Raw genomic sequence first — 16,602 nt, 5'->3', positions numbered from 1 at the left:
GCACAGGGCGGTGGACGCGGCGGCAGCCAGGGCGCCACTGCCGGCGGCGGCCGGAGCTCCGGCGGCCGCGGACGGGGCCAGGGCTCCGGGCAGCCCACCGTGATGTACAGCAGCGAGTCCCCGCGGTCGGGCGGCTCGCAGGGCAGCGGCAACGGCCAGCGCCGTCGCGCCACCCGCCCCTAGTTCGACCCCTCTAGTTCGACACCACGTAGCGGTGCACGCCAGTCATGGCCTCTGCACCGCTTTCGTGTTCCTGCACCGCGGTGCACCCCTCCAGCCGGCGTTCGACGGCGTCGGGGTCGATGCCCCACCCGATCAACACCAGCGTCGTCGTGCGCGGCTCCCCGCGTGCCCAGCCGGTCCGTTCGAACCGGATGTGCGGGCCGACGGCCTGCAGCAGGTACTTCTGCCGGTGCCCCGCGACCGCGAAGTGGACGAAACCCTTGACCCGGTACAGGCCCGGCGGACGGTCCTCCAGGAACGCGATCAGCGCCCGCGGGTCCATCGGCCGCTCGCCGACGAAGCTCACGCTGTCGTAGCCGTCGTGCAGGTGTGAGTGGTCACCGCAGGCGGCGGGCCCGCAGGCATGGTCGTGGTCGTCTGTCTCCGTGAGCAACTCGTCGAGGCTCAGCTGCCGCGGGCCGTCGTCGGCCCGGGCCGCCTCGTCGAAGAGCAGTCGCGGGTCCACCCGGCCGTGCTCGGTGCACAGCACGGGCGCGCGGTCGTTCAGCTCGGCCACCACGGCGACCGCGCGGTCGCGCTCGGCCTCGGAGATCCGGTCGATCTTGTTCAGTACCACCAGGTCCGCCATCCGCACGTGCAGATCGAGCTCCGGGTGCCGGGCGCGGCTGTCCTCGAACTCGGCGGCGTCGACGGTCACCACCAGTCCCCCGTAGCCGATGTGGGGGTTCTCGCTGCCCAGGACCAGCCGGACCATGTTGCGGGGTTCCGCCAGCCCGCTGGCCTCCACGACGATCACGTCGATGTCCGAGCGCGGGTGCGCCAGCCGGTCCAGCATCTCGTCCATCTCGCTGACGTCCACGGCGCAGCACAGGCACCCGTTGCTCAGCGAAACCATGGAGTCGACCTGGCCCGCCACCATCATCGAGTCGATGTTCACCGAGCCGAAGTCGTTGACCACCACGCCTATTCGCACGCCGCGGTTGTTGCGCAGCAGGTGGTTGAGCAGGGTGGTCTTGCCGGAGCCGAGGAAGCCGGCGACGAGGATGACCGGTATGAGCCGCTTCGCCACTCGCCGTCCCTCCATTCGATTGCCGCACCCATCCTAGGTGGGTGCGGCAGCCGAAGGCGAAGGGTCAGCCCTGCGCGGCCCCGCCGTTGAGGATCCCCAGCAGCTTGCCGATCAGATCGGAGAACAGGCCCAGGTTCTCGGCGGTGGCGAAGTCCTGCAGTCCGTCCAGCCCGACCGCGTCGAGCAGGGTGCGGATGGTGGCCAGTCCGCCGAGCAGCTCGTCCGCCGGGGAGGCGTCGGGCACGGCTGCCTTGGGGGTCGTGAACTTCGGTGTCGTGGCCTTGGGCGCGGCCGTCTTCGGTGTCGTGGTCGAAGGCGCAGTGGTCGCGGGCTCAGCCGTCAACGGCGCAGTGGCGGCCGGCGCGGCGGTCGTGGTCGGGGCCGCCGCGGTGGTCGAGGGGTCCGCCTCGGCGGAGGCCACCGGGGTGCCCATCAGGTAGTTCACCGCGCCGGTGATGATCGCGATGGCGTGCTTGAGCTGGCCGTCCTGGGTGTCCAGCACCGCGGCGTCGTCGGGATTGGAACCGTTGCCCATCTCCACGAACACCAGCGGGACGGTGGTCAGGGCGGGCCCGGCGATGTCGCTGCGGCTCTGCAGCCCGTCGACGACGCCGGCGTAGTTCGCCGGGGTGAAGCCGTTCTTGACGTAGGCGTCGCGCATCAACTCGGACGCCTGCAGGCCCGACGTCGACTGCACCGCGTCGACCTTCTGGTCCGGCACCGGAAGCGTCGGCACGATCATGTGGAAGCCGTGGTCCGCGGCGTCGGCGCCGGCCGCGGTCGAGTCCGCGTGCACACTGAGCGCGAGGTCCGCGGCGGACGCGTTCGCCGCCCTGGCCCGCTCGTCGACGCAGCCGCCCCAGCCGGTGTCGTCGGCGCGGCTGACTACCACCTTGGCCCCGAGCGTCTCGAGGCTCGTCTTCACCAACTGGGAGACGTTCCAGGTGATGGTGTGCTCGGGCACGCCGCCGAGGCTGGTCATGCCGGTGGTCTGGCAGTCCTTGGTGCCACCGCGGCCGTCGTCGACCTGCTTGGCCAGGTTCTCGCTGTGTCCGGTGCCCTGGTGGCCTGGGTCGAGGAACACCGTCTTGCCGGTCAGCGGGGTGGGCTGGTCCGCCTCGGGCGCGGCCACGGCCACGGCGGGCACCAGCATCGCGGTGAGTGCGGTCGCGGCCAGCGCGGCGGTCAGGGTCGACTTCTTCATCGGCTGGTAGTCCTCACAACATCAGTAACACCGGTCACATGTGCACCGAGTGAAACAGTGTTTGCACCCACCCACGGGCATCGATCTCGCTTCGGCATCGAACCGTTGGGAATCCGTGACCTTCCCCACACGGCCGGCGGGCACCCACCCGAACGAACCTTCAGGCACCTGAACGAACCACGGACAGCAGAAAACCCCCCGCCTGAGGCGAGGGGTTTTCTGTTTCGGGTGGAGCTAAGGGGACTCGAACCCCTGACCCCCACACTGCCAGTGTGGTGCGCTACCAGCTGCGCCATAGCCCCGTGTTCAGTTGTGCTCCGCAGCAGGGCTTGTCTTGCTCCCTGCTTGCCTGGACGAAGTTACACCATCGCCGCCGCAGGCTACAAATTGGCTGGTCACGGCCCTGGTTGCCACATCGGCCCCACCGACACGAACGGGCACCGCGGCGGACCTGCCGCCGGGTGCCCGTCCGTCGAACGTCAGTTGAACTGGGACACCCAGTCGGGGTCGCCGAGCGCGTCGATCAAGGTGCCGTCGTGGACCACCGTCGGCGTGCCACGGGCGCCGCTGGCCGCCAGCGCCTCGCTGCCCTTCTGCGCCGCCGCGGACGCGGCCTCGACCTGGGTGCCGTCGGAGATGCAGGCGACGGTCGCGTCGTCGGCGCCCGCGTCCTTCGCGATCTGCGCGAGGTCCGCGTTGGAGTGATCGGACTTGCCGTTCTCCGGCGGCAGGTTCGCCGGGGTGAACAGGGCACCGTGGAACGCCGAGAACGCGACCGCGTCACCCGACTTCGCCACGCACATCAATGCGCCGGCCGCGCGGGTGGAGTAGTCGCCGCTGGCCGAGAGCCGGTTGAGGAAGTCGAGGGTGTGGTACCGGACCGCGAGCGTGCCCTCGTCCACCTTCTGCGCGACCTCCTGGCCGTTGGTGTTCTCGAGCTGCGCGCAGTAGGGGCACAACGGGTCCTCGAAGACGTCGATCGTGTTCTTCGCGTCCGGAAGGCCGAGCAGGACCGCGCCGTCGTCGGCGACCGAAACCTGCACCGCGGTGTTCGACACCCCGCCGTAGCCCTCGTTACGAGGCTTGCTGCGGCTGCTCGTCCACAGCACGCCGCCGATGACGAGCACCGCGATCACCAGGATCGCGAGCCCGCCGAGGATGTACGTCGACCGACTCGAGGAAGCCTGCGGCGTGTACTTGCCGGGCTTGGGCTTGGGCTTGTTCGAGCTCACTGATCAGTCCTTCGCATCCGAATTGCAAATAGTGGCTTTACTCTGTCACCTCAGGCTGAGCCGCCCCTGAGAGCACCGGCCGCGACCGCGGACCGAGCGAGAAGGGACTGCGCGGGAACACGATCAGCCATCCGGCGAGGGCGAGAAAGCCGACGTCGCGGGCGATCTCGCGGGCGTAGTCCCAGCCGTCGACGTCCGCGGCGCCCCCGCCGCCGAAGCACCCGCAGTCGATGGACAGCCCGCGGGCCCACACCGAGACGATGACGGCGATCAGCACCACCAGCACCGCCGCGGACGCGATCGCCGCCACCCGCACCCCGAGTCCGATCAGCAGCAGCAGCCCCAACGCGATCTCCAGCATGGGCAGGGTGTTCGCCACCGGCCGCACCAGCGACTCGGGCAGCAGTTGGTACGCCCGCACCGCGACCTCCGTCTGCGTCGGGTCCACGAACTTGACTGCGCCCGAGATCAGCCAGACCGCGGCGAGGCCGAGTCGGGCGAGGAGGCTGACGATACGAATCCACACGCGCCCCACGCTACCCACCGCCGGGGACGCGGCCCGCGTAGATTCACGGACATGCCCGACTCGACGCCGGCAGCCGGGGGCCCACTGCCCCACGATTTCGACCACACCCACGCCGACGTGTCCGGCGGCTGGCTGCGGGCCGCCACCTTCGGCGCGATGGACGGACTGGTCACCAACACCTCGCTGATCGCCGGTGTCGGCGGCGCCGGCCTCGAGCCGCGGTCCATCGTCCTGAGCGGCGTGGCCGGCCTCGTCGCGGGGGCGTTCTCGATGGCCCTCGGCGAGTACACCTCGGTCTCCACCGCCAACAAGCAGATCGACGCGGAGGTCCGAGTCGAGGCGAGTGCCCAGGCCCGGCACCCGGAGGCGGAGCAGGCCGAACTCGTCGGGATGTTCGTCGAGATGGGCATGAGCGAGCCGACCGCCGCGGCCGCCGCCGCCGAGGTGCACAACGACTCCGACCGCGCGGTGACCATCCACCTGACGCAGGAACTGGGCGTCGACCCGACCGAGCAACCCTCGGCACTGGTCGCGGCGGTCTCGTCGTTCCTGATGTTCTCGATCGGCGGGATCGTCCCGCTGATCCCCTACCTGCTGGGGTTCGCCTCGCTGGCCGCCGGTCTGGCCGCGGGCGCCGCCGGCCTGCTGGTCACCGGCGTGCTCGCCGCCGGGTTCACCTCGCAGTCGCGGGTGCGCGGCGCGCTGCGGCTACTTGTGTTCGGGACGATCGCCGTCGGCGCTACGTACGCCGTCGGCAGCCTCGTCGGCGGCGGGGTCCCCGGCTGACGCCTGCGGGACCCGGTTCGGCGCCACCAGCCAGAACGCGATCGGGAGCAGCATCAGCGCGCCCGTGACCGCGAATGCCACCCCGTACGACAGGTACTGGGCCAGCACGCCGGCGATCAGCGGGCCGGCCACCACGCCGACGTCCGAGGCCATCTGGAAGGTGGCGAGGACCGGGCCGCCCCGGGCCTTGGAGCCGATCACGTCGGCGACCGCCGCCTGCTGGGCCGGGTTCATCAGCCCGGACCCCATGCCCGCGACCAGTGAGAGCGCCAGGAACACCAGCAGGTTCTCGCTGAACCCGAGCACCGCGGTCGCGCTCCCGCTGACCACCAGCCCGGCCAGCACGAAGGGCCGCCGTCCGCGCAGGTCCGACATCCGCCCCGCCGGGATCTGCACCAACGCGTTGCCGACGGCGTACACGGTGAGCGCGACACCCGCCAGCGCGGTGCCCTCGTCCAGCGCCTCGACCACGAACAGGGGCACCATCGCCACCCGGACGCCGAACGACACCCAGCCGTTGGCGAAGTTCGACATCAGAGCCGCCCGGTACGTCGCCGAGGCCAGTGCCTGGCGCAGCGTCATGGTGATCGGTGCGCCGGTGGTGTCCGGTGAGGCGAGCGCGGACCCCTTCAGGCTCACGTAGACCACCGCCGCCGCGATGAGCAGCGCCACCGCGTAGATCAGGAAGGGCGCGCGCAGGCCGAAGCCCGCCAGCGCGCCGCCGAGCAGCGGGCCGCCGATGGTGCCGAACAGGAAGGACGTCGCATACAGGCCGGACACCCGGCCGCGGATGCCCGGCGGCGTGATCCGGATCAGCAGCCCGAACGCGGACACGGTGAACATGGTGGACCCGACGCCGCCGGCCGCCCGGAACAGCAGCAGCTGCCAGTAGTCGCCCGCGAACGCGACCGCGCCCGACGACGCGGCGACGATCAGCAGCCCGGTGAGATAGGTGGGGCGCTCCCCCAGCCGCTGCACCAGGGCACCGGCCAGCGGCGCGAACAGCAGTCGCATCAGGGCGAACACGCTGATCACCGCACTCGCCGCGATGTACCCGACGTCGAAGCTGCGGGCGAACTGCGGCAGCGCCGGGGCGACGATGCCGAACCCGAGGGCGATGACGAAGCTGGCCGATACCAGGACCCAGATCTCGCGTGGCAGTTTCGCTGCGGTGGTGTGCATGATTACCGCAGAGCCTAGTCAGCGGCCGGACGGGTCAGGCGCCCGCTCCCAGCGCCCGGGACACCAGCTCCCGCGCCTCGTCCTGCACCCGAGCGAGATGCTCTCCGCCCCTGAACGACTCGGCGTAGATCTTGTACTTGTCCTCGGTGCCCGACGGCCGCGCGGCGAACCAGGCGCCCTCGGTGCACACCTTGAGGCCGCCGAGCGCGGCACCGTTGCCGGGCGCCACCGTGAGCGTCGCGGTGATCGGCTCGCCCGCCAGCTCGGTCGCGGTGACCTGGTCCGCCGACAGCGCCGCCAGGGCCGCCTTCTGCTCGCGGTCCGCCGGCGCGTCCACCCGTGCGTAGACGGGGCTGCCGTACCGCTCGGCGAGGTCGGCGTACCGGGCCGACGGCGTCCGGCCCGTGACGGCGAGGATCTCCGAGGCGAGCAGCGCCGCCGCGATGCCGTCCTTGTCGGTGGTCCACACCCGGCCGTCCCGGCGCAGGAACGACGCGCCCGCGCTCTCCTCGCCGCCGAATCCCAGTTCCCCGGACAGCAGCCCGGGGACGAACCACTTGAACCCGACCGGCACCTCCACCAACTCCCGGCCGAGCCCCGCGACCACCCGGTCGATCATCGACGAGCTCACCAGGGTCTTGCCGACCTTGGTGCCCGGCGCCCAGCCGGGCCGGTTCGCGTAGAGGTAGTCGATGGCCACGGCCAGGTAGTGGTTCGGGTTCATCAGCCCGCCGTCGGGCGTGACGATGCCGTGCCGGTCGGCGTCGGCGTCGTTGCCGGTGGCGATGTCGAACCGCTCCCGCGCGCCGATCAGCGAGGCCATCGCGTCCGGGGACGAGCAGTCCATCCGGATCTTCCCGTCCGTGTCCAGCGTCATGAACCGCCAGGTCGCGTCGACCAGCGGGTTCACCACGGTCAGGTCGAGGCGGTGGCGCTGCGCGATCTCACCCCAGTAGTCGACACTCGCCCCGCCCAGCGGGTCGGCGCCGATCCGGATGCCGGCGCCGCGGACGGCGTCGAGGTCGACGACGGTCGGCAGGTCGTCGACGTAGGTGCCGAGGTAGTCGTACGGCTGGGCCGCCCCGGACAGCGCCCGCGCGAGCGAGACCCGGCGGACCCCGGCCAGTCCGGCGGCGAGCAACTCGTTGGCGCGCGCCTCGATGGCCGACGTCGCGTCGGAGTCGGCGGGGCCGCCGTGCGGCGGGTTGTACTTGAAGCCGCCGTCGCGCGGCGGGTTGTGCGACGGCGTCACCACGATGCCGTCTGCCTGCGCCGTGGCACCGGATGCGTTGTGCCGCAGGATCGCATGGCTCACCGCCGGCGTCGGGGTGTAGCGCCCGCGGGAATCGACCAGCACCACAACGTCGTTGGCGGCCAGCACCTCCAGCGCGGACGTCCAGGCCGGTTCGGAGAGCGCGTGGGTGTCCCGCCCGAGGAACAACGGGCCGTCGACGCCGTGTGCCGCGCGGTACTCGACGATGGCCTGCGTGGTGGCCAGGATGTGCGCCTCGTTGAACGCCCCGTCCAGGCTGGACCCGCGGTGCCCGGACGTCCCGAACGCCACCCGCTCGTCCGGGTTCTCGGGGTCCGGGGTCCGGGCGTAGTACGCCGTCACCAACTGCGGGAGGTCTTCGAGGTCCCCCGGCTGCGCGGGTAGGCCTGCTCGCTCGTGCGCCACGGTGGATCTCCTAGCTCGGTCGGACGACTGCTCTCGTCATTCGATCACGCGAACATCGCGTGCGCCGCGGCGAACCCGACCGATGCCGCGGTGAGCCCCGCGACCAGGGTGGCCGCGACGTTGGCCAGCGCGTTGCGGCGGTCGCCGCTCTCGAGCAGGCTCACCGTCTCGTAGCTGAAGGTGCTGTAGGTGGTCAGTGCACCGCACAACCCGGTGCCGAGGATCGCCATCACCTCGCCGTCGCTGGCGACGGCCGCACCGGTCAGTGTGCCGAGGATCAGCGACCCGATCACGTTGACCGTCAGGGTGCCCCACGGGAAGGGGCCCTTGGTGCGCGACTTCACGGCGCTGTCGATCAGGTACCGCGCGGGCGCACCGACCATTCCGCCGAGAATCACCAGCAAGAACATCACGGCCGGTCAGTCCCCCTTCTCGGTCAGGGCGCCCGCGGCGAACCTGGCGGCCGTCAGCCCGGCCAGTGCGGCTCCCAGTGCCAGCAGCAACGTGCCGAAGAGGTAGAAGACGGCCACCGGGAGGTGTCCCTCGTAGGCCAGCCCGTGCACCTCCACGGCGTAGGTGGAGAACGTGGTGAACCCGCCGAGGAATCCGGTGACCAACAGGGGGCGGACCAGCGCGGGCGCGCTGTACACCTCGGTGACGACCACCGTGACGATCCCGATCAGGAAGCAGCCGAGGACGTTTGCCAGCAGGGTCGCCCACGGGATGTGGCCGGCCTCGGCGGGGATCGCCCGCTCCAGGCCGTAACGCGCGAGCGCACCGAGTCCGCCGCCCACCGAGATGACGGCCAACACCGATCCCTCCGGCTTCACCTCCCGGTTTCCAGCCCCGAAAGCCGAAATCGCGCCGCCGCGAGCACATCCTCGACGGTGTCGGCGAGCACCTCGAGGCGCGCGCCGACGCCGGACGCGGACAGCACCCGGAGCCGATCCGCGGGTCCGAGCGGCAGCCGGGAGGCCAGGCCGTAGGTCTGCGCCGCCGCGTCCCCGGGCAGCTCCCCGAGCGCAGGGAAGACCGGCGCCGACAACCCGCGACGGCGGGCGAGTTCGCCGTACACCTCGCCGAGTTCGGCGACCCGGTCGTCGAGAAGGCCGATGACGCCGTCGCCGATCGCGGACCGCTCGTCCGGCCAGTCCGCCACCTCTGCGCGGGGGTACGGGGCATCCGCCAGCCAGCGCTCGACCCGGATCCGTTGCGTGCCCTCGCAGTCGAGCAGCAGCCGGCCGCCGGCGACGGGCCGCGCGCTGACGATCCTGGCCGCCGTCCCGATGTCGGTGCGCTCGTCGCCGCCGCCGACCTCCTGCCCGCGGGAGATCAGCACGACCCCGAAGCTCATCCGGTCCGGGTACGCGGTGCACTCCTCGATCATCACGAGGTAGCGCGGCTCGAAAACCTGCAGCGACAACAGTTCACCCGGCAGCAGCACCGCACCCAGGGGAAACATCGGGAAAGCGTCCACCGTGCCAGCATGCACCACCGCGGCGACGTCCGCAGACCCGTGGCCCGGCCAGGCGGACTGTGGTTCACTTGTGAGGTTGATCACCCAGCAAACTGGGAGGGATCTCATGGCCCGAGTAGCCAGGCCCGCCGCAGTCTCGAAGTCCCGGCCCGCCGCAGTCTCGAAGTCCCGGCCCGCCGCAGTCTCGAAGACCCGGCCCGCCGCAGTCTCGAAGTCCCGGCTCACCACGGTTGTATTCGCCGTTCTCGCAGTGGCACTCACATTCCTGCCGGCGGCGCACGCACAGCCGACGATTCCCCGACCGGACCCCGACCCGTTCTACGCGGCGCCGCCGGACCTGGCCGGGCGCGGCAACGGCGACGTGCTGCGGTACCGACCGGTGGACGTGTCCCGGTTCGGCAATGCCGACGGCTGGCAGATCCTCTACCGCTCCACCAACTCCACCGGAGGACCACTCGCCGCGGTCACCACCGTGATGGTCCCGCGCGGCGGCGTGGACGGTCCGCTGGTGTCCTACCAGGCCATCATCAACTCGCTCGGCACCGAATGCGGCCCGTCGCACACGTTGTTCAACGGCCAGCTCGAGGAGGCCCCCGCGTTGCGGGTGCTCCTCGCCCGCGGCTGGGCCGTCGCACTGCCGGACCACCTGGGCCCGTACAGCGCCTACGGCGCCGCCCGCCTCGGCGGCCAGGTGACGCTCGACGGGATCCGGGCGGTCCAGCGCCTGCCCGAAGCCCGGCTCGGCCGCAGCCCCGTCGGGCTGACCGGCTACTCCGGCGGCGGGATGGCCACCGCGTGGGCCGGCGCACTCGCCCCGACGTACGCACCGGAACTGCCCATCGTCGGCGTCGCCCCGGGCGGGGTGCCGGCCAACCTGAACGAGCTCGCGACGGGCCTGGGCACCGCGCCGCACCCGCTGTTCGGCCTGGCCTTCGCCGCGACCCTCGGGCTCGAGCGTGAGTACCCCGGCCGGATGACGGTCAGCGCCGACCTGAGTCCTGCCGGGATGTCGCTGCGCGACCAGATCGAGAACGACTGCTCGCAGGAGATCATCGACGCGGGCGCCAACCGCAGTGCCGCGGAGGTGGCGAAGGACCCCATGCAGATCGAGTCGCCCATCGCCCGTTCGGTCTTCGACGAGAACAGCGTGCTGTTCTACGGCGGCGCCCCGCGCGCGCCGGTGCACATCTGGCAGGGCAGCGGCGACGTCCTCGCCCCGGTCGGCTCGGTCGCCACGACCGTGCGCAACTGGTGCAGCGCCGGCACCCGGGTGCAGTTCGACGTCGTGCCGGGCGACCACGGCCCCGCCGCGATCGCGGGGATCCCCGGTGCCTTCGGCTGGCTCGGCGACCGCTTCGCCGGGGCACCGGCGCCGAGCAACTGCTGAGCGCTCCGCAAGCTCAGGACGGCACGGGGCTCAGGACGGCCAGGGCGGCAACGGCGGCCTGACCCACATGATCTTCTCGTCGGCGTGCGCCGGCGTCGCCTGCGGGTGCGCCTGGTGCGCGGCCGCCCAGCGTGACTTCTCGTCGAGCAGGGACGCCACCACGGTCCAGGTCTCCCGCGTGCTCGGCGGGTTCACGTCGGCCGCACGGGCCAGTTTGCGCAACCGGTCGTCGGGCAGTGCCAGCAGTTCCGCACCGCTGATCGCGCGTTCCCACACGTAGCGGGCCAGGCCCACTGCCTTGTCGCGACGCATCCGGTCGGCCAGGTCGGTGTGCGCAAAGTCGACATCGTCGGGCTCCATCTGCGGGCACCTCCTTCTGCGGGTTCCGAGCCTATCGAGTGGGTGCGGCGTTTTCAGCCCTCGGGTGCCTGGTTGCGGCCCCGCCCCCTGCCGTGAGGTCGGCGGCAGCCATCGCCCGACAACGGCGAAGGCCCCGGACCGTGTGGTCCGGGGCCTTCGTTTCGGTGGAGCTGCCGGGAATCGAACCCGGGTCCTCTGCCGAATCGCTAGGGCTTCTCCGTGTGCAGTTCGCTAAGCCTCTACTTGGATCTCCCGGTCTCGCGAACAAGCCGTGATGACGATCCCAGTCACTGTTTGATGTCCCGTTCGACTCCGTGACCGAGCCGCGCGGTAAAGCCCTCTAGCTGATGCCAGTACCCGACCCGAGGGCGAGATCGGACTGACAGACACGCTTCGCTACTTAGGCAGCGAGAGCGTAGTCGCGCTGATTGGAATCGGCGCTTATAGGTTTGCAGCGACGCTTACGGTGGTCTCTTGCCTGCACCGACACGCTTCCCCTAACTCAACGTACAAAGTCGAAACCGTTCAGCCCCGTACGTCCCCAGCAACTTGCTGGGACCACATACTGTAACGCCCCGCGGCGCGGAAATCATCCCCATTAACGCGCCCGCGTGTCTTGGCCGTCCCATACCACGAAAACACCTGGACGAGCGTCCAAAATGAACTAGCCTGCGGGGAATCCGTCAGCTATTTCCAGGGGACACAGAACACACATGACACCAATCGCCACGCGGCGCCGCCGCCGGTTCGTCCAGGCCCTCTCCGCCGCGCTCGTGTTGGCTGTCGGTGGCGCCACCATGGCGGGCGCGTCGCCCTCCCCCGACCCGGTGGCTCCCGGGGACGATCCCGTCTACGGCCTGGCCAACGGCTGCTACGCCCTGCAGTCCGAGCCGACCGGACAGTTCGTCCGGCTCACCCCCGAGGGCTACCGGGCGAACGGCGCGACCGTCGGCGACGCCGAACCCTTCCGGGCCCACGCCGCCCAGCTCGGCCGGTTCATGTTCTACGGCCCCGGCGGCAACATGCTCGCCCACGACAATGCGGCCGCGGTGGTCCCCACCCGCGACGCCCTGCCGACCACGGACTGGACGCTGACCCACACCGACGGCGGCTACAGCATCACGGCCACGTCCAACGGCAGCCAGCTCACCGCCGCCGGACCCGACCTGCGGCTCACCGACCCCGGAGTCAACCCCGCCGGCGGCCGCTTCTCCCTGGTGCCCACCGGCGGCTGCGCCGACTTCCCCGACTCCGAGGTCGACGCCACCGGCACTCCCCTGGCCGGCACCGGCCCCAACGGCGAGGTCCAGGGCTTCATCGACGCGCACGTCCACATGACCGCGAACCTCTTCATGGGGGGCGACGTGCACTGCGGCAAGCCCTTCGACCCGCAGGGCATCACCGCGGCGCTGAAGGACTGCGCGGACCACGGGTCGGACGGAATGCCGGCCCTGCTCGAGAACATCATCTCGCACGGCTCGCCGTTCGAGGAGCACGACACCACCGGCTGGCCGACCTTCGCGGACTGGCCCGCCCAGGACTCGCTGACCCACGAGCAGACCTACTACAAGTGGGTCGAGCGGGCGTGGCGCGGCGGCCTGCGCATCTTCACCAACCTGCTGGTCAACAACCGGGTCCTGTGCGATCTGTACCCGCTCAAGTCCAAGTCGTGCAACGACATGGACACCATCCGGCTCCAGGCCCAGCAGGCCCACGAGATGCAGGACTACATCGACGCCCAGTACGGCGGCCCCGGCCGGGGCTGGTTCCGGATCGTCAGCTCCCCCCAACAGGTCCGTCAGGTCGCGGCCGAGGGCAAGCTGGCCGTCACCCTCGGCATCGAGACGTCCGAGCCGTTCGGGTGCAAGATCGTCAACGACGTACCGCAGTGCACCGCCGAGGACATCGACCGCGGCCTCGACGAGGTGTACGCGTTGGGCGTGCGGCAGATGGTCGTCACCCACAAGTTCGACAACGCCTTTGGCGGGGTACGGTTCGATCCCGCCGTGCAGGGCGTGGCCGTCAACGTCGGAAACTTCCTGAGCACCGGCAAGTTCTGGGAGGCCGAGCCGTGCACCGGCGCGGCGAAGGACAACCCGCTGCTCAGCCTCGGTGAGGGTCCCGCGGCGGCCACCGCCGCGCTGCCGCCGGGCGTCACCACCCCGATCTACCCCGAGGGCCCGGTGTGCAACACCCGGGGCCTGACGCCGCTGGGCGAGCACATGATCCGCGGCATGATGAGCCGCGGCATGATCGTCGACATCGACCACATGGGCGTCAAGACGGCCGACGCGACGATGAAGATCCTCGAGGACGCCAAGTACTCGGGTGTGGTGTCGAGCCACAGCTGGTCCGACACGTCGATGTACCCGCGCATCTACGCGCTCGGCGGATTCGTCGCGCTGTACGCCAGCCAGCTCGAGCCGCAGAAGGCCAAGCCGGGCCAGGACCCGAAGGCCGATCGCGAGCCCGGTTTCGTCGCGAGCTGGCGTAAGGCCCGCGAGGCCCGCAGCGACAAGTTCTACTTCGGCTTCGGTTACGGCGCCGACACCAACGGCTTCGGTCCGCAGGCCGCGCCGCGCGAGAGCGCCGAGACCGACCCGCTGCAGTACCCGTACACGACGTTCGACGGCGGCACCGTGATGGACCGCCAGCGCACCGGCGAGCGCGTCTTCGACGTCAACACCGACGGCGTCGCGCAGTACGGCCTGATCCCGGACTGGATCGCGGACATGCGGATCGCCGCGGGCGACGACGGTGATCAGATCATCGAGGACATGAGCCGCGGTGCCGAGGCGTACCTGCAGATGTGGGAGCGCGTCGCAAAGTAACGGCCTTTCCTCTCAACCCCCGCGGCGGCGGGCTGCCACGCCTAGACTCGTGGCAGCCCGCCGCTTTGGGAGGATGCCTCCCGTCGCTTGGGAGGAGACCTCCATGGCCGACCGCAACTCGGTACGAACGGGGCAACCGCCGCCCGTCGACAAACCGGAGCAGTTGCGCAATGTGGTGCTGGTCGGGTGCAGTGGGACCGGCAAGACCACGCTCGCCGAGTCGCTGGCCCTCGCGTCCGGCGCGATCGGCCGGGCCGGCCGGGTCGCGGACGGGAACACCGTCGCGGACTACGAGGACATCGAGCACCAGCAACAGCGCTCGGTTCAGCTGGCGGTGCTGCCGCTGGAGTGGAACGGTCTCAAGGTCAACCTGATCGACACCCCGGGCCACCCCGACTTCGACGCTGAGGTGCGGGCCGGACTCCATGCCGCGGACGCCGCGGTGTTCGTGGTCTCCGCCACCGACCCGGTGTCCGCGCCGACCCGCGCGCTGTGGCGCGAGTGCGCCGAGGCCGGCATCCCCCGTGCCATCGTCGTCTCGAAACTCGACGTCGCCCGCAGCGGATTCGACGAGATGCTCACCGCCTGCCACGACGCGTTCGGGCTCGGCCCGGACTCGGTGCGACCGCTGTTCCTGCCCGTCTACCGGGACGGCCGTCCGTGCGGTTCGATCGACCTGCTCACCGGCCGCAGCTACGGCGAAGCCGGCCCGCACCCCGACGCGGACGCAGCGCGCGAGAGCCTCGTGGAGGCGATCTCCGGCCAGGACGACACGCTGATGGAGCGGTACCTCGCGGGCGAGGAACTCGACGCCGAGGCGCTGGCCGAGGGGCTGCGTCGCGAGGTCGTCGACTGTGCCCTGCACCCGGCGCTGGCCGTCACCGACAACGGGCTCGGGGCCGTCGAACTGCTGGACCTGGTGGCCACCGCGTTCCCGGACCCCACGCGCCGCGGCGGACGCCCCGGCCCCGCCTGCGATCCCGACGCGCCGCTGTCGGCACAGGTGCTCCGCATCACCGGCGACGCGTACGTCGGGCGGATCAGCCTGGTCCGGGTCTTCGCCGGGACGCTGCGACCGGACACCCACGTCCGCGTCGCGGGCAACGACGAGGCCGAGGAGCGGGTGACCACGCTGACCGGGCCGTTCGGCAAGCAGCAACGGCCGGTGCCGGAGGGGATCGCGGGCGACCTCGTCTGTGTACCGAAGCTGACCGTCGCGCGGATCGGCGACACCCTCGGCGACGGCGAGCATCCCACCGCCCTGCCCACCTGGCCGCTACCGGACGCGCTGTTGCCGATCGGCGTCGAGGCGCACAGCAAGACCGACGACGACAAGCTCTCCCAGGCCCTGACCCGGCTCACCGTGGAGGACCCGGCGCTGCGCCTGGAGCAGAACGCGGACACCCACCAACTGGTGCTGTGGTGCACCGGCGAGGCCCACGCCGAGGTCGCCCTCGACCGGCTGCGCAACCGGCACGGCGTGCACGTCGACACGGTGCCGTACCGGGTGGCGTTGCGGGAGACCTTCGCCGGCGCCGCCGCCGGGCACGGCCGACTGGTCAAGCAGTCAGGCGGGCACGGGCAGTACGCCATCTGTGACCTCGAGGTCGAGCCGCTGCCGACCGGCACCGGCTTCGAGTTCGCGGTCCGGGTCGTCGGCGGCGCGGTACCCAAGAACTTCGTCCCGTCCGTCGAGAAGGGCGTACGCACCCAGCTCGCCAGCGGCGTCGGCACCGGTCACCCGCTGGTCGACGTGCGGGTGACGCTGGTCGACGGCAAGGCCCACTCGGTGGACTCCTCCGACTCCGCCTTCCAGACCGCGGCCGGCCTGGCCCTGCGGGACGCGGCCACGCACACCGACATCCGGCTGCTCGAACCGGTCTCGGCCGTCCGGGTGATCCTGCCCGACGACTACCTCGGCGCGGTGCTCAGCGACCTGTCCGCGCGCCGCGGCCATGTCCTCGGCACGGAGTCGAGCGAGCCGGGGGTCGCGCTGCTGCGCGCCGAGGTCCCGGAACTCGAACTCTCCCGCTACCCGACCGACCTGCGGTCGCTGACCCACGGCACCGCGGAGTTCGCCCGCGCGCACCTGCGGTACGAACTGATGCCGGCGGCGGTGGCCGCCCAGTTCACCGGCAACGGCCACTCGCCTGCCTGAGCGTCAGCGCATGCCCTTCACCCGGCGCCCCAGCTCGCGAGTGACCTCGCGCTCCGCGGTCCGCCGCGCCAGGTCCTGACGCTTGTCGTAGTCCTGCTTGCCCTTGGCCAGCGCCAGTTCCACCTTGACCTTGCCGTCGTTGAAGTACATCGACAGCGGCACCAGCGTCTGGTTGCCTTCCCGGGTCTTGCCGACCAGGTGCTCGATCTCCCGCTTGTGCAGCAGCAGCTTCCGGGTGCGCCGCGGCGAGTGGTTGGTCCAGGTGCCCTGGGTGTACTCGGGGATGTGCAGGCTGCGCAGCCAGACCTCCCCGTCGTCCACGGTGGCGAACGCGTCGACCAGCGACGCCTTGCCCTCGCGGAGGCTCTTGACCTCGGTGCCGACGAGGGCGATGCCGGCCTCGTAGGTGTCGATGATCGTGTAGTTGTGGCGAGCCTTGCGGTTGCTTGCAATGACCTTGCGGCCCTTTTCCTTCACGTCTGGGCCCCTTCAGTCCACGCGTGCGATGTTCGGTGTCTCCACCAGGATA

15 protein-coding genes, 1 tRNA gene, 1 other RNA gene and 1 pseudogene are annotated in these 16,602 nt (G+C 71.0%); 5 read left to right on the top strand and 13 right to left on the bottom strand.

Features of this window, described 5'->3' with window-relative positions; genetic code table 11:
- Positions 1–183, top strand: a pseudogene (locus tag AC1DU4_RS18545) (DEAD/DEAH box helicase); the annotation flags it as partial.
- Between the two features lie 10 nt (positions 184–193).
- Here the strand turns inward: AC1DU4_RS18545 and AC1DU4_RS18540 are convergent.
- The 5 genes from AC1DU4_RS18540 to AC1DU4_RS18520 form a co-directional block, all read right to left on the bottom strand.
- Entirely contained in the window at positions 194–1,252 is a 1,059-nt protein-coding gene (locus AC1DU4_RS18540) for a CobW family GTP-binding protein (RefSeq protein ID WP_477842231.1), read from the bottom strand.
- 64 nt (positions 1,253–1,316) lie between these two features.
- Entirely contained in the window at positions 1,317–2,456 is a 1,140-nt protein-coding gene (locus AC1DU4_RS18535) for an N-acetylmuramoyl-L-alanine amidase (RefSeq protein WP_477842229.1), read from the bottom strand.
- Positions 2,457–2,685: 229 nt separating this feature from the next.
- A tRNA-Ala gene (locus tag AC1DU4_RS18530) sits at positions 2,686–2,758 on the bottom strand.
- A gap of 177 nt (positions 2,759–2,935) precedes the next feature.
- Entirely contained in the window at positions 2,936–3,688 is a 753-nt protein-coding gene (locus AC1DU4_RS18525) for a DsbA family protein (RefSeq protein ID WP_477842227.1), read from the bottom strand.
- A 37-nt stretch (positions 3,689–3,725) separates the two neighbouring features.
- Positions 3,726–4,214 (bottom strand): MauE/DoxX family redox-associated membrane protein, encoded by a 489-nt coding sequence (locus tag AC1DU4_RS18520; protein ID WP_072845057.1) that lies wholly within the window; start codon positions 4,212–4,214, stop codon positions 3,726–3,728.
- Positions 4,215–4,265: 51 nt separating this feature from the next.
- Here AC1DU4_RS18520 and AC1DU4_RS18515 point away from each other — a divergent pair, with 51 nt between their 5' ends.
- Positions 4,266–5,000 (top strand): VIT1/CCC1 transporter family protein, encoded by a 735-nt coding sequence (locus AC1DU4_RS18515; protein ID WP_477842225.1) that lies wholly within the window; start codon positions 4,266–4,268, stop codon positions 4,998–5,000.
- Here the strand turns inward: AC1DU4_RS18515 and AC1DU4_RS18510 are convergent.
- Genes AC1DU4_RS18510 through AC1DU4_RS18490 form a run of 5 tightly spaced genes read right to left on the bottom strand, consistent with a single transcriptional unit; the run spans position 4,923 to position 9,337 of the window.
- Positions 4,923–6,182, bottom strand: a complete 1,260-nt coding sequence (locus AC1DU4_RS18510; protein WP_477842223.1) for an MFS transporter — start codon at positions 6,180–6,182, stop codon at positions 4,923–4,925. The two genes, AC1DU4_RS18515 and AC1DU4_RS18510, sit on opposite strands and share 78 nt — an antisense overlap.
- Positions 6,183–6,216: 34 nt before the next feature.
- Complete coding sequence (gene pgm / locus AC1DU4_RS18505) at positions 6,217–7,860, bottom strand: phosphoglucomutase (alpha-D-glucose-1,6-bisphosphate-dependent) (protein ID WP_477842221.1); 1,644 nt, start codon at positions 7,858–7,860, stop codon at positions 6,217–6,219.
- A gap of 44 nt (positions 7,861–7,904) precedes the next feature.
- A complete protein-coding gene (gene crcB / locus AC1DU4_RS18500; protein ID WP_477842233.1) occupies positions 7,905–8,270 on the bottom strand; it encodes a fluoride efflux transporter CrcB in 366 nt (121 codons plus the stop codon).
- Between the two features lie 9 nt (positions 8,271–8,279).
- On the bottom strand, positions 8,280–8,690 hold the full coding sequence (gene crcB / locus AC1DU4_RS18495) for a fluoride efflux transporter CrcB (protein WP_477842219.1): 411 nt from the start codon (positions 8,688–8,690) through the stop codon (positions 8,280–8,282).
- Positions 8,687–9,337 (bottom strand): LON peptidase substrate-binding domain-containing protein, encoded by a 651-nt coding sequence (locus AC1DU4_RS18490; RefSeq protein ID WP_477842217.1) that lies wholly within the window; start codon positions 9,335–9,337, stop codon positions 8,687–8,689. The genes crcB (AC1DU4_RS18495) and AC1DU4_RS18490 overlap by 4 nt, the downstream gene beginning before the upstream one ends.
- Before the next feature lie 106 nt (positions 9,338–9,443).
- Here AC1DU4_RS18490 and AC1DU4_RS18485 point away from each other — a divergent pair, with 106 nt between their 5' ends.
- Positions 9,444–10,724 carry a lipase family protein gene (locus AC1DU4_RS18485; protein WP_477842215.1) on the top strand — a complete coding sequence of 427 codons (1,281 nt, stop codon included), beginning with the start codon at positions 9,444–9,446 and terminating at the stop codon, positions 10,722–10,724.
- Between the two features lie 30 nt (positions 10,725–10,754).
- Here AC1DU4_RS18485 and AC1DU4_RS18480 read toward each other — a convergent pair whose 3' ends face one another.
- Together AC1DU4_RS18480 and ssrA are read right to left on the bottom strand one after the other, a co-directional pair.
- On the bottom strand, positions 10,755–11,084 hold the full coding sequence (locus tag AC1DU4_RS18480; RefSeq protein WP_477842213.1) for a hypothetical protein: 330 nt from the start codon (positions 11,082–11,084) through the stop codon (positions 10,755–10,757).
- 162 nt (positions 11,085–11,246) lie between these two features.
- Positions 11,247–11,617: a transfer-messenger RNA gene (gene ssrA, locus AC1DU4_RS18475) on the bottom strand.
- Between the two features lie 180 nt (positions 11,618–11,797).
- Here ssrA and AC1DU4_RS18470 point away from each other — a divergent pair.
- Positions 11,798–13,915, top strand: coding sequence for a peptidase (locus tag AC1DU4_RS18470; RefSeq protein ID WP_477842211.1), 2,118 nt, complete (start codon positions 11,798–11,800; stop codon positions 13,913–13,915).
- A 103-nt stretch (positions 13,916–14,018) separates the two neighbouring features.
- Positions 14,019–16,073, top strand: coding sequence for an elongation factor G-like protein EF-G2 (locus AC1DU4_RS18465; protein WP_477842209.1), 2,055 nt, complete (start codon positions 14,019–14,021; stop codon positions 16,071–16,073).
- Positions 16,074–16,076: 3 nt separating this feature from the next.
- Here AC1DU4_RS18465 and smpB read toward each other — a convergent pair whose 3' ends face one another.
- Positions 16,077–16,550 carry an SsrA-binding protein SmpB gene (gene smpB / locus AC1DU4_RS18460; RefSeq protein ID WP_072845046.1) on the bottom strand — a complete coding sequence of 158 codons (474 nt, stop codon included), beginning with the start codon at positions 16,548–16,550 and terminating at the stop codon, positions 16,077–16,079.
- Between the last annotated feature and the right edge of the window lie 52 nt (positions 16,551–16,602).

It is taken from the genome of Rhodococcus sp. P4_F5 (assembly GCF_056401315.1).
The sequence above is the reverse complement of the archived record's forward strand: the minus strand, read 5'-3'. Positions and strand labels throughout refer to the sequence as shown.

Coding starts and splice junctions, on each gene's coding strand:
- crcB (WP_477842233.1), bottom strand. CDS start 8,270: ATGTTCTTGCTGGTGATTCTCGGCGGAATGGTCGGTGCGCCCGCGCGG.
- AC1DU4_RS18480 (WP_477842213.1), bottom strand. CDS start 11,084: ATGGAGCCCGACGATGTCGACTTTGCGCACACCGACCTGGCCGACCGG.
- AC1DU4_RS18465 (WP_477842209.1), top strand. CDS start 14,019: ATGGCCGACCGCAACTCGGTACGAACGGGGCAACCGCCGCCCGTCGAC.
- AC1DU4_RS18535 (WP_477842229.1), bottom strand. CDS start 2,456: ATGAAGAAGTCGACCCTGACCGCCGCGCTGGCCGCGACCGCACTCACC.
- AC1DU4_RS18485 (WP_477842215.1), top strand. CDS start 9,444: ATGGCCCGAGTAGCCAGGCCCGCCGCAGTCTCGAAGTCCCGGCCCGCC.
- AC1DU4_RS18470 (WP_477842211.1), top strand. CDS start 11,798: ATGACACCAATCGCCACGCGGCGCCGCCGCCGGTTCGTCCAGGCCCTC.
- AC1DU4_RS18510 (WP_477842223.1), bottom strand. CDS start 6,182: ATGCACACCACCGCAGCGAAACTGCCACGCGAGATCTGGGTCCTGGTA.
- AC1DU4_RS18515 (WP_477842225.1), top strand. CDS start 4,266: ATGCCCGACTCGACGCCGGCAGCCGGGGGCCCACTGCCCCACGATTTC.